The 10,930-nt window shown below is 58.8% G+C and carries 12 protein-coding genes and 1 other RNA gene; 9 read left to right on the top strand and 4 right to left on the bottom strand.

Annotated elements, in window-relative coordinates; genetic code table 11:
- The first annotated feature begins 208 nt into the window (after positions 1-208).
- From C0039_RS04605 to C0039_RS04595, 3 genes are all read left to right on the top strand, one after another.
- Positions 209-493, top strand: coding sequence for a hypothetical protein (locus C0039_RS04605; RefSeq protein WP_101517365.1), 285 nt, complete (start codon positions 209-211; stop codon positions 491-493).
- Positions 494-654: 161 nt separating this feature from the next.
- Positions 655-1,056: an HIT family protein gene (locus C0039_RS04600; RefSeq protein ID WP_101517364.1), complete on the top strand. Its 402-nt coding sequence runs from the start codon at positions 655-657 to the stop codon at positions 1,054-1,056.
- On the top strand, positions 1,053-2,360 hold the full coding sequence (locus C0039_RS04595; protein ID WP_076000312.1) for a protein NO VEIN domain-containing protein: 1,308 nt from the start codon (positions 1,053-1,055) through the stop codon (positions 2,358-2,360). Before C0039_RS04600 ends, C0039_RS04595 begins: the two co-directional genes overlap by 4 nt.
- 484 nt (positions 2,361-2,844) lie before the next feature.
- Here the strand turns inward: C0039_RS04595 and ssrA are convergent.
- Positions 2,845-3,234: a transfer-messenger RNA gene (gene ssrA / locus C0039_RS04590) on the bottom strand.
- Positions 3,235-3,407: 173 nt separating this feature from the next.
- Here ssrA and C0039_RS04585 point away from each other — a divergent pair.
- Positions 3,408-4,379 carry an HDOD domain-containing protein gene (locus C0039_RS04585; protein WP_243391552.1) on the top strand — a complete coding sequence of 324 codons (972 nt, stop codon included), beginning with the start codon at positions 3,408-3,410 and terminating at the stop codon, positions 4,377-4,379.
- A 202-nt stretch (positions 4,380-4,581) separates the two neighbouring features.
- Positions 4,582-5,403, top strand: coding sequence for a sulfite exporter TauE/SafE family protein (locus tag C0039_RS04580; RefSeq protein WP_076000313.1), 822 nt, complete (start codon positions 4,582-4,584; stop codon positions 5,401-5,403).
- 38 nt (positions 5,404-5,441) lie between these two features.
- Here the strand turns inward: C0039_RS04580 and smpB are convergent, their stop codons facing one another.
- Positions 5,442-5,924: an SsrA-binding protein SmpB gene (gene smpB, locus C0039_RS04575; protein WP_076002271.1), complete on the bottom strand. Its 483-nt coding sequence runs from the start codon at positions 5,922-5,924 to the stop codon at positions 5,442-5,444.
- Between the two features lie 107 nt (positions 5,925-6,031).
- Between smpB and C0039_RS04570 the strand changes: the two genes are divergently transcribed.
- Genes C0039_RS04570 through C0039_RS04560 form a run of 3 tightly spaced genes read left to right on the top strand, consistent with a single transcriptional unit; the run spans position 6,032 to position 8,151 of the window.
- Positions 6,032-7,384 carry a sodium-dependent transporter gene (locus C0039_RS04570; protein ID WP_101517363.1) on the top strand — a complete coding sequence of 451 codons (1,353 nt, stop codon included), beginning with the start codon at positions 6,032-6,034 and terminating at the stop codon, positions 7,382-7,384.
- A 12-nt stretch (positions 7,385-7,396) separates the two neighbouring features.
- Positions 7,397-7,828 (top strand): type II toxin-antitoxin system RatA family toxin, encoded by a 432-nt coding sequence (locus C0039_RS04565; RefSeq protein ID WP_076000314.1) that lies wholly within the window; start codon positions 7,397-7,399, stop codon positions 7,826-7,828.
- 5 nt (positions 7,829-7,833) lie between these two features.
- Positions 7,834-8,151 carry an RnfH family protein gene (locus tag C0039_RS04560; protein WP_198171594.1) on the top strand — a complete coding sequence of 106 codons (318 nt, stop codon included), beginning with the start codon at positions 7,834-7,836 and terminating at the stop codon, positions 8,149-8,151.
- On the opposite strand, the gene C0039_RS04555 is transcribed toward C0039_RS04560, so the two are convergent.
- Positions 8,148-8,549 carry an outer membrane protein assembly factor BamE gene (locus C0039_RS04555; RefSeq protein WP_207796361.1) on the bottom strand — a complete coding sequence of 134 codons (402 nt, stop codon included), beginning with the start codon at positions 8,547-8,549 and terminating at the stop codon, positions 8,148-8,150. The genes C0039_RS04560 and C0039_RS04555 overlap by 4 nt on opposite strands.
- 73 nt (positions 8,550-8,622) lie before the next feature.
- Between C0039_RS04555 and fur the strand changes: the two genes are divergently transcribed.
- On the top strand, positions 8,623-9,057 hold the full coding sequence (gene fur / locus C0039_RS04550; RefSeq protein WP_076000315.1) for a ferric iron uptake transcriptional regulator: 435 nt from the start codon (positions 8,623-8,625) through the stop codon (positions 9,055-9,057).
- A 99-nt stretch (positions 9,058-9,156) separates the two neighbouring features.
- On the opposite strand, the gene recN is transcribed toward fur, so the two are convergent.
- Complete coding sequence (gene recN, locus C0039_RS04545) at positions 9,157-10,809, bottom strand: DNA repair protein RecN (RefSeq protein WP_101517362.1); 1,653 nt, start codon at positions 10,807-10,809, stop codon at positions 9,157-9,159.
- Between the last annotated feature and the right edge of the window lie 121 nt (positions 10,810-10,930).

The following is a 10,930-nucleotide window of genomic DNA, read 5'->3' as shown; positions in this document are numbered from 1 at the left end:
GTACCGTGATAGCTTGGGTTTAACGAACTAAATAAGTCCAAGAAAAGGGCCGCATCCCCAGGGGGTCAACTTTCGGTGCAAATCAACAGTCCAATGGCAAGAAAGCTCGGTACGGCCAGTATGAGGCTGTTATGAAGGGTGTTAGCGACCGAAGGGAGATAGGGCTGACCTTCATTTTGGTGAGCGCAGTCTACAGCGAAAACACCATGTGCGGATCTATGAGGTCGAAGGGCGGGTCATATTCCTGGCCCAGGCAGCCACCCCAGAACTGGTTGATGAACTGACCGTAGATCAGTTGGTAAAGCTGACTTGGCGGCGCAACCAGAACATCGATATCGTGGAGTTCATGCTGGATGAAGACATGGCCCTGCAGGGTAGGGCCATTCATCCGGTGGAGGGTCTCAGCTATCATGAATTTGTGTACTGCGCCTATACTCTTGCGGCGGCGACTGATCGACTGGAGTTCCTGCTGCAGGTGCCGGATGTGCACTGAACCGCAGCTTTCGTTAGAGTAAAGTCATGTCTGAGTAGGCTATCCTTCGACAACTAGAGGGCTAGTACGAATATTTTGAGTATTTGAGGTTGGACCCAATATCAGAACCTGAAGACTAAGACACAGCAGTAGTTCTGAATTGGTGATAGGGTAACTGATTGATGGAAAATACAGACTGCCTTTTCTGTAGAATCGTCCGAGATGATTCGCTGGGCCGTATTATTGAAGAAAACAGCGATGGATTCTTGATGGAGGATGGCTATCCAATAACTATGGGCCATAGCCTCGTCATTCCCAAGAGACATGTAGAATCGTTTTTCGATACGACGCCTGAAGAAAAGGCGTCTCTTTTCCTGTTGGTGGAGAGAGCCAAAGGCATATTGGACAAGAAATATCAGCCCAGTGCTTACAATATTGGTATCAATGACGGCTCGGCGGCTGGACAGACTGTTCCCCACCTGCACATTCACTTGATCCCCAGGTATGAAGAAACAGGCTCTGACCCCCGAGGGGGGGTGCGTTGGATAATACCCGAGAAGGCAGACTATTGGGGTGATAAATGAGCTTGTTGGATTACGAGAGCCATTTTTCGAATTTGAAGATGAACAGCCGTGGAGGTTCGGAGAAGAGCCCCCACAAAGTGGCGATGCTGCTAGCCATTATTGACCTGATTGAAGCGGAAACCGTAACCGATAACCGTATATATTTTGATCAGAATCTCAGAGACAAATTCAAAGACCATTTTGATCGACTCGCTGGGCCCCAAGATCGAAACAATCCGCATCTGCCGTACTTTCACCTCCGCAGTAGTGGATTTTGGCATCACAGAGTCAAGCCAGGTAGTGAAGCCGAATATGCAGCCCTCACCACGCCGAGTGGCCCTGGCGCGGTAACGAATAACATTAGTTTTGTTCAGCTGGATGATGAACTCTACGAACTACTGAGTTTCGGTGTGGCGCGGGAGCTTCTTCGCGCTGCGCTATATCGCAATTTGTCTCGCGACGATGTGTCTTCCCTGCTTGAGGTAGGCAATGGCTGGGATTGGTTAGAGTGCGAGGCGATTGTTCGTGATTACTTTGCCATGCTTAATCTTGAGCTGGCGGGCGAGTCCTACAACAAAACCGAGCACCGTTCTAATTTGAAAACACTGCTCAATGGTCGCGGCGACGGCTCGATCGAGTATAAGCACCAGAATATTAGTGCTATTTTGCTGGAAATGGGGCAGCCCTACATTCAGGGATATAAGCCTGCCTACAACTATCAAGCCCAGTTGAAATCGGTTGTCTTGGCCTATCTCGCCGGGCACCAAACCGAGCTAGATTATATGCTCGAGTCAGCGTCGGAGGCGGAATTGGCTGAGCCTGCGGCTATAGATTGGTCTATAGTTCTCGATGCGGAGATTCCGGAAAAGCTGGCCACTATTCAGGAGCCTAAGCGCAAGTACGCCGCAGTTAAGTTGAATTTCTCTGAGCGAGAGCAGGCCAATCGGAGCCTTGGTGAGAATGGGGAAGCATTCGTGATTGAGTACGAACGGCATCGACTGAGGGCGCTGAATCGAGCAGATTTGGCCAAAGAAGTTGAGTGGAGTAGTAGGGATCGTGGTGATGGCCTTGGGTATGACGTGCGATCGTTCAATCCTTCACAGGATGAAGAGTTATTTATCGAGGTCAAAACTACGAATAGCGGAAAATATCAGCCGTTCTTCATAACGGACAACGAATTGGACTTCTCCAAAGAAAAATCAGCGCAGTACTCACTCTATCGAGTATTCGACTTCAAACAACGCGCCCGCATTTATCAATTAAATGGCGCAGTTGACCAGTATGTTCACCTTCAGCCAAAGAGCTTCAAGGCCAGCTTTTCTTAGCTTCATGACAGTCTAACTAAGTACCTTAGCTGAGCCGCTAAATCGTACTGGAAGAGTTTCGAGGTGAAATGTAGATCGCCGCACTGTCCCGCATGAAGTCATGGATCTACAGGTGGAAGACTTTTGCATCTCCCATGACCGTGGACTAGAGATTGATGAAGAGGCCAGTTTTACTTTGCAAATGTCCGCGCCGAGATTCTACGGAAAGCTGTCCGGCAGCTGTAACTAATTAATTTATATAGGGGCATGCGCGAGATTCCACCATAAGGCGTCCAGTACGGACACCTTATGGAAGCATCTACATCATGATGTTGCTAGGCGTGTAATTGTTGGAGGCGGCGGGTCTCGCGTCTATGCCGCCCCTTCGGGACGTCTTCGACAGACCTCGCTGCGCTCGGCCACCCGCGCCCTGTGGGCTGCCGGTTCAATTCCGTCCGGAATACATACGAGAAAGGGCCACCGCTGGGGTGACCCTTCTCTGTATTGGTGGAGGCGGCGGGTCTCGAACCCGCGTCCGCCAGACCGCTGCCTTCGGCTCTACATGCTTAGATTCCGTTAATTAATTTAACCGCATACAGCCCAACGGGCAGGACGTACTTGGCGAGTTCTGTTCAAATTTAGCTGCATGGCCCAGAACAAACCCTGCTGCGATCCAGTTCTATATGACAGTCAGTAGCGCGGGGCTGGAACCTTGCTAAAGACCGCTAGGGCCGAAGCCACTAGAAGTGCTTTTGTGACTGCTTACGCAGCCAGTTGGGCACCGTAGTTGTCGTCGTTGGCAACTATAAGTTTACAGCTTTTGATTTACGTGATTGGCTGCCATCACGGCATGCACCTAAGGGTTTGTATCCGTCGTCGAATCCAAATCGCCCCCGTGTGACTTTCCATTATACGCCATTAATGGGGCTGCAGGTGTATATTTTCAAGGGGGTTTGTACACGCTGTCCGGGGGGGGCTGCAAACGCTGGGCACTGCCCACGATTTGTAGAATAGTGCAGAAAAACAGCGCTGTGTTCTAGCCTTGTGGCGCCATGGCAGGGCAGTATTGTGATTTTCGGCATCAGTACAGGCGAACAGGTCTCCAGCATGGGCAATCAGGTAAAAAGCATCTCCTCAAAACACATCAACCCGATCAGGGAGGACGAGGAGGAGGGCCTGCAAACGGCTGAGGAATATGTGCCGGATGTGGCCATACGCGAGTTCGTGCAGCAACTCGCCTCAGACCTGCAAAAAGGCGAGTTTGAGCTGCCGCCGTTTCCCGACACCGCCATCAGGGTGCAGGAGTGTATCCGTGACCCAAATTCAGATATCCAGTCGCTTGCCGCTATCGTGGCAACGGAGCCGGCGCTGGCCGCGCGGCTGATGCGCATGGCCAACTCGGCGATGATGCGCCGGGGGCCTATTGAGGTGACCGATATCCCCACGGCCATTTCGCGTGTAGGCATGGATATGGTGCAGAATGCAGCCGTGTCCTTTGCCGCCCGCGAGGCATTCAAGGCGCCCAAGGGCAGCCCCTGCATTGAAGACCTGGTCAGGTTGCGCAAGATCAGCATAACCGTGGCGGCTATCTGCTACATAATGGCGAAGCATTCCGGCGGTGAAACCAACCCGGACGAGGCCATGCTCGCAGGCCTGCTCAATTCCGTCGGCAAGTTCTATATCTTCACCCAGTCATCGGATCATCCTGCGTTGTTTACCGACAGGAAGGCGCTGGACCAGCTGCTCGCCCAGTGGCACACGGGGGTGGCCCGGGCCATTGTTGAGTCGTGGAGCTTCCCGGACTCGATCGCCCATGCGGTAGACGAGCAGGAACTGAAAGAGCGGGACCGCCGGGTCCCGGCAGACCTCAGTGACCTGCTGTTCGTTGGCAATCTGCTGGGCAGGGCCGGAATCGGTGCGGCAGCGCACCTTGGCGACCTCGATGCGCTGGCCCGTATGGGCATGGACGCGGAAACACTGCACACCATGCTCTGTGAAAACGAGGAAGAAATTCAGTCCCTGGTCTCCGCGATGACCTGAGTGGTATTGCGCTCGCGCATTTCCTGGTGCGTTTAACCTGCTGTTCTATTGCTGTGGCGGCACCCTGCCGCCCGGGTAGACGGCGTTCCTGCACATAACGCGAACCCCGGGTCAGTACCCGGCTGGCGATGCTTTGTTCTTCACGCTGGCTTTGCCCCGGCGCGGCATTGTATTCTGCAGGGCACTACAGACGGAGAAATCTATGGAAGGCTTGCTTCCCCTGGTGTTCACCATGCTTGCCACGGGCGTGGTAGCGGGCCTGATCGCCGGCTTGCTCGGCGTTGGCGGCGGCATTGTCATCGTGCCGGTGCTGGACGCGGCCCTGGCGATACGCGGGGTGGACCCGGCGATTCGCATGCACGTAGCGGTGGGTACCTCCCTGGCGACCATTATCTTTACCTCTATGTCTTCGGCGCGAGCGCACCATGCCCGTGGTGCGGTGGATATGAAGCTGGTGAAGCAATGGGGCCCGTTCATCTTCGTAGGCTCGATGATGGGTTCCGTGGTGGCCGCAGCGGTAGACAGTTCGGTGCTGGCGGCTATTTTCGGGGTGGTCGCCCTGTTGATCGCCATTCAGATGCTGTTGCCGCTGGAAGACTACCGCCCCTGGAAAGAAGTGCCCCGCGGCCCCGGGGGCATTATCACCCCGTCGATGATTGGTGGTCTCTCGGCAATGATGGGCATAGGCGGCGGCACTTTCAGTGTGGCCACGCTCACCATGATGAGCCAGCCCATCCACCGCGCGGTGGGCACGGCGGCGCTGTTCGGCCTGCTGATTGCTGTGCCCGGCACCCTGGGCTTTATCGTCAACGGTTGGGGTGACCCGCGCCTGCCGGCGGCCAATATCGGCTACGTGAACCTGGTTGGCGTGGCGCTGATAGCACCGATGACGGTGATGATGGCGCCGCTAGGCGCGCGCCTTGCCCACAAGCTGTCCAGGCGTCAACTGAGCCTGGCCTTTGGCGTGTTCCTGGGGATTGTGGCGCTACGTATGTTGCTGCGCGCCACGGGCATACTGACATGAGACCGGGGCGGTAGGCTGGCCCGGCCCCGGTGCGAGACTTACTGTTTGACGTTGTCGCGCACAATGCGCTGTTTCTGGCGGGCCCAGTCCTTGTCCTTTTGCGAGTCGCGTTTGTCATGGGCCTTTTTGCCCTGTGCCAGCGCAATACGCGCCTTCACCAGGTGCCCTTTCCAGTAGATCTGCGTGCACACGCAGGTCTGGCCTTTCTGGGTGATGGCCGCGAGTATGCGCGCCAGCTCCTTTTTATGCAGCAGCAGCTTGCGCGTGCGCGTGGGGTCGGGCACAAAGTGGGTGGAGGCGGTGTCCAGCGGAATGATATGGGCGCCCAGCAGGTAGGCTTCCCCGTTCTTCATCAGCACGTAGGAATCAGCCAGGTCGGCCTTGCCCATACGCAGGCTTTTGACTTCCCAGCCAGACAGGGCGATGCCCGCCTCGAAGGTTTCCAGCAGATGGTAGTCAAAGCTCGCGCGTTTGTTCTGGGCGATGATGTTACTGGATTTGTTGGATTTCTTTTTTGCCATGGCGCGCATTATACGGCCAGCCGCCAACACATAAACGGTAATCTTTCCCTTTTCTACCCCGATGGGCTGGGGCAATCTGAGCCCATGATAATTACAGGTATTTCAGGGTGATACGCGCTGCCGTGCCGGTCATGCCGCGCTGGCGCAGTCGCACCACTTTTGTGCTTGCCCTGTCGGGCGCTGCGCTCGGCCTGGGCAGCCTGTGGCGCTTTGCCTGGCTGATGGGTGAGCACGGTGGTGGGGCCTTTATGTTGTCCTACGTGGTTTGCCTGTTCCTGCTGGCCGTGCCCCTGCTGACGGCCGAGGTGGTGCTGGGCAGTTGGGGCAGGGCCAGTCCCATGCTCAGTATCCGCCATGCCTGCGACCGTTCGCTGCGTTCCAGGCACTGGCAGTGGCTGGGGCTGCTGGCGGTGCTCACCGGGGTGTTGCTGCTGGGTTACCAGGCGGTTGTGGCCGGCTGGGTGTTTTCCTACGTGCAGAGCATGGCCACCGGGGAGCTGTCCGCCGCGAGTGTGCCGGTGGTCGCCGAACACTTTGAAGAGCTGCTGTCAGAGGCGGCGGTGCAGTTGCAATGGCAGAGCCTGTTTATCGCAGTGGTGGTCGTGGTGCTGGCCCTGGGCATTTCCAACGGGCTGGGCATATTGGTGTGGTGGCTGGTGCCGGTGGTGATTGCCGTGCTGGGCATCCTGGTCAAGTTTGCGCTGGACAACGGCGACCTCGAGGCCACGCGCGACTTCCTGTTCTCGGTAAAGCTGGTGGACTTCAACCGCGAGTCTATTCTTGCGGCAATGGGTCATGCGGCCCTGACCCTGGGTGTGGGAGTAGGGGCGGGCATGATCTACGGTGCCTATACCCCACAGCGCATACCCCTGGGTCGTTCGGTCATGGCCGTGGCGGTGTTCGACACCATGGTCGCGCTGCTGGCGGGCATAGCCATTTTTCCGGTGATTTTTGCCAACAACCTCGAGCCTGCCGTGGGGCCGGGCCTGTTGTTTATCAGCGTGCCTTACGCCTTTGGCAACGTGTCGGAGGGCGACCTGTTCGGTGCCCTGTTCTTCGGCCTGGTCGCCGTGGCCGCGTTGGGTTCGGCAGTGGCGATGCTGGAGCCGGCCGTGGCCACGCTGCAGCATCAGTTACGCCTGCGCCGCCCCATTGCCGCCCTGGTTGCCGGGGCAGTGGTGTGGCTGCTGGCGCGTACTGTGTCCGCCTCCGTGGCAGAGGCGCAGCTCTCCGGGTCGGTAAGCCTGCTGACGCAACTGGACGCGTTTATCGCCAATCTGCTCCTGCCCCTGGTCGCCTTGCTCACCGCCCTGCTGGTAGGCTGGATACTCAGACCCGCCGTTCTGCGGCCGCAGTTCTCACGTGAACTTAACGCCTCCTTCTCGCTCTGGAGGGCCCTGTTGCGCTATATTGCGCCTCCCGCCCTGTTGGTTCTGATGTTGGTGGGGCACATTCTGTAGACAAGTATTTTCATGACGAGTATCAATCGCAGTGCGCTGCTGCCGTTTCGGGCACAGCAAATGTTCGACCTGGTGAACGACATCGAGGCCTACCCCAGCTTTATGGACGGCTGCGTCGGTGCCGAGATCCTCAAACGCGAGGAGGGCCTGGTAGAGGCGCGCCTCAACCTGTCCAGGGGCGGGGTATCGAAGAGCTTCTCCACCCGTAACCGCATGATCGACGCCCAGCATATCTCCCTGGAACTGGTAGAGGGGCCGTTCGAGCGCTTCCAAGGCAGTTGGGAGTTCACTCCGCTGGGGGAGGCGGCCTGCAAGGTCAGCCTGAACCTCAGTTTTCGTGTCAACAATTCCCTGCTGGGCGCGGCGGCAGCTAAACTGTTCGACGGGGTCACCACCAACCTGGTGGCGGCGGTGGAAAAGCGTGCCAGACAACTTTACGGATAACGGCCATGGCAGAGCAGAACACAATCAGCGTTGAAGTGGCCTTCGCGCTGCCGGACAAGCAAAGCATAGTGGAAGTGCAGGTAGCCGAGGGCACTACCGCCCTGGAAGCGGCGCAGCAGTCAGGTATTGCCGGCATGTACGAAGAGATTGACCTGGACAATGCCAAGCTGGGCATTTTTTCCAAACCGGTGGCACCGCAACAGGTGTTGCGCGAGGGTGACCGGGTAGAGATTTATCGCCCGCTGATCGCGGACCCGAAAGAAGTGCGCAAGGCGCGGGCGGCCAGGGCGAAAGCGCGACGCGAGGGCAAGGAAGAGGACTAGCTCTCTGCCGGCTCCGTCTCGGTTACGGCTGCTTCCTCTACGTCGTCCGTTGCAGTGTTGCTCTCGCCACCGAAGGCAGAGGGCACGTAGTCACCGGTCACGCTGGACAGCTTGTCGCCCTCAAAGTGGACGGTGACAGACTCCTCGGCCAGTACCTCCAGCCCATTGCGTTTGTTGTAGAGGTAGTCCCAGCGATCGCGGTTGAAACTGTCTTCCACCAGTGGTGTACCCAGGATAAAACGCACCTGCCGCTTGCTCATGCCGGGCTGCAGCTGGTCTACCATCTCCCGGGTAACAATATTGCCCTGTTCCACGTCGATGCGATAAACGCCGGGAAAACCGACGGCGCTGCAGGCGGTGATACAGGTAATCGCCAGGGCGACCAGAAGCATACGCATGGGGGAAAACTTCCACTTCAGTTGATGGGGTGGCATCATACCGCTACTGCATCCCACAGAGAACCCCCAGCCAATGGCCGAAGAAAACCAGGAATTGCGACGCGCCGGTCTGAAAGTGACCCTGCCGCGCGTGAAAATCCTGCAAATCCTTGAGTCCGCCGGCGTTGAGCAGCAACACCTCAGCGCGGAAGAGGTCTACGACGCCCTGCGCGATGCCGGGGAGAACGTGGGCCTGGCCACTGTATACCGGGTGCTGACGCAGTTCGCCGCCGCAGGCCTGGTCACCCGCCACAACTTTGAAGCGGGGCGCGACGGGTCAGGCACTTCCCATTCGGTTTTTGAGTTGGCCCGGGGTGAGCACCACGATCATATGGTGTGTATGGAGTCAGGCGAGGTCGTTGAGTTTCACGACGCGGTGATAGAAGAGCGCCAGCGGCAGATCGCCGAAGAACAGGGCTACGAGTTGGTAGACCACTCCCTGGTGTTGTACGTGCGCAAGAAGTCCTGAGCCGCTTTACACGTCACCCGCTCATTCTCCTGGTATGGGGAAACCGGCTTCAGTATATGCTTGCAACGCTTCCGCCGGCGTGGGGCGCAGACGGCGGAATCAGTCGCAGGCCAGCATCTCCCGGGCGTGCGCCAGGGTTTGCCGGGTAATCTTCACCCCGCCCAGCATGCGGGCAATCTCTTCCACTTTACCTTCATCGTCCAGCGCGCACAGGCGGGTCTCCACCGACTTCTTGTCTGCGGTCTTGCTCACCTGCAGGTGCTGGTGACCCTGCGCCGCTACCTGCGGCAGGTGGGTTACGCACAGTACCTGGGCGCGGGCGGCCAGGTCGCGCAGAAGTTTGCCCACCACCTCGGCCACGGCGCCGCCGATACCAACGTCCACCTCATCGAAGACCATGCTGGGCACGGTGCCGGCGCTGGCGGTCACCACCTGGATCGCCAGGCTGATACGCGACAGTTCGCCGCCGGAGGCGATCTTGCCCAGCGGCTGCGGCGCGGCGCCGGGATTGGTGCTGATCAGCAGCTCTATGTCCTCAAGGCCGTGTGGATGCGGTGAGGGGTTGTCGCGGGGGCTCAGTGCCACCGCCAACTGGCACTGGCCCATGGCCAGGGTGCCCAGCACCTTGTGCGCGGCGGTCACCAGCTTTTTACCGGCTTTCTGCCGCTGTTTGCCCAGTTGCGCGGCGGCCTTCTGGTATTGCGCCTGTAACTGCTGCATCTCCGCCTGCAACTCGCCAACGCGCTCGCTGCTGCCGGCCAGGCTTTGCAGTTCTTCCTGCAGGCGTGCGTGGGTGGCAATGACCTGTTCCGGCATCACCCGGTGCTTGCGCGCCACATCGTAGATGGACTCCAACCGCCGCTGTACCTCACCCAGGCGCTCCGGGTTGATCTCCACGCCGTCGATATGGCGCTGTATTTCACTGTGTGCTTCACCCAGCTGAATGGCCGCGCTGTCCAGCAATTCGCGGGCGCCGCTGGCGACGGGGCCGCTGTGGGTGTCCTCGCTGAGCAGCTTCAGCGCCTGGCGGGCGCCATTTTCCTGCTCCTCGCAGAGGTCCAGCGCGGCGTGGGCTGAGCTGAGTATCTGCTCGGCATTCTCCAGCTGCTGCTGCTCCTGTTCCAGCGCTTCCAGCTCGCCGGCCTGCAGGCCCAGGTCGTCCAGTTCCTCCACCTGGTAGGCCAGGAGCTGCGCGCGGGCGGTGTGTTCGTCCTGGTTGCCGGCAAGCAGTTCCAGCTCGCGCTGCGCGCGCAGCCAGTCCGAAGCCAGCTGCTCAACCGAGGCCGCCAGCTTCTGGTGGCCGGCGTAGGCGTCCAGCATCTGCCGCTGCACCGCCCGGCGCAGCAGTGACTGGTGGGCGTGCTGGCTGTGAATGTCGATGAGCAGCGCGCCCAGTTCGGCGCAGTCCTGCAGGGTGGAGCTGCGGCCATTGATATAGGCGCGGCTGCGGCCCTCTGCTGTCACCACCCGGCGCAGGATGCACTCGCCCCCGTCGTCCAGGTCGCGGCCCTTGAGCCAGGCGGTGGCGGCGGGTATGGCGCTGGTGTCGAAGGCGGCGGCTATTTCCGCACGCTCGCAGCCGTGGCGCACGGTTCTGGGGTCGGCGCGGTCGCCCAGGCACAGGCCCAGCGCGTCCAGCATGATGGACTTGCCGGCACCGGTCTCGCCGGTGATCACGGTCATACCCGGGGCGAACTCCATCTCCAGGTTGGATACGATGGTGTAGTTGCTGATAGTGATATGGCTGAGCATGGTGATTCCTGGCGCTTTTGCCTGTTATACCGCAGAAGCGCGGCAGCATAAACATCTGCTGTATGCAGTGGCTGGTTTTGCGATTGCGCGCCGCTGTGATAAAACATGGAGGAGAACATAG

The sequence above is a fragment of the Pseudohalioglobus lutimaris genome (assembly GCF_002866825.1).
GTDB classification, from domain to species: Bacteria; Pseudomonadota; Gammaproteobacteria; order Pseudomonadales; family Halieaceae; genus Halioglobus; species Halioglobus lutimaris.
This window is presented reverse-complemented; position numbering and strand designations above follow the sequence as displayed.

Bases quoted from the DNA above. Each gene is read 5' to 3' on its own strand.
- C0039_RS04600 (WP_101517364.1), top strand. From the start codon at position 655: ATGGAAAATACAGACTGCCTTTTCTGTAGAATCGTCCGAGATGATTCG.
- C0039_RS04595 (WP_076000312.1), top strand. From the start codon at position 1,053: ATGAGCTTGTTGGATTACGAGAGCCATTTTTCGAATTTGAAGATGAAC.
- C0039_RS04580 (WP_076000313.1), top strand. From the start codon at position 4,582: ATGGAAGGCTTGCTTCCCCTGGTGTTCACCATGCTTGCCACGGGCGTG.
- smpB (WP_076002271.1), bottom strand. From the start codon at position 5,924: ATGGCAAAAAAGAAATCCAACAAATCCAGTAACATCATCGCCCAGAAC.
- C0039_RS04565 (WP_076000314.1), top strand. From the start codon at position 7,397: ATGACGAGTATCAATCGCAGTGCGCTGCTGCCGTTTCGGGCACAGCAA.
- C0039_RS04560 (WP_198171594.1), top strand. From the start codon at position 7,834: ATGGCAGAGCAGAACACAATCAGCGTTGAAGTGGCCTTCGCGCTGCCG.
- C0039_RS04555 (WP_207796361.1), bottom strand. From the start codon at position 8,549: ATGCGTATGCTTCTGGTCGCCCTGGCGATTACCTGTATCACCGCCTGC.
- fur (WP_076000315.1), top strand. From the start codon at position 8,623: ATGGCCGAAGAAAACCAGGAATTGCGACGCGCCGGTCTGAAAGTGACC.
- recN (WP_101517362.1), bottom strand. From the start codon at position 10,809: ATGCTCAGCCATATCACTATCAGCAACTACACCATCGTATCCAACCTG.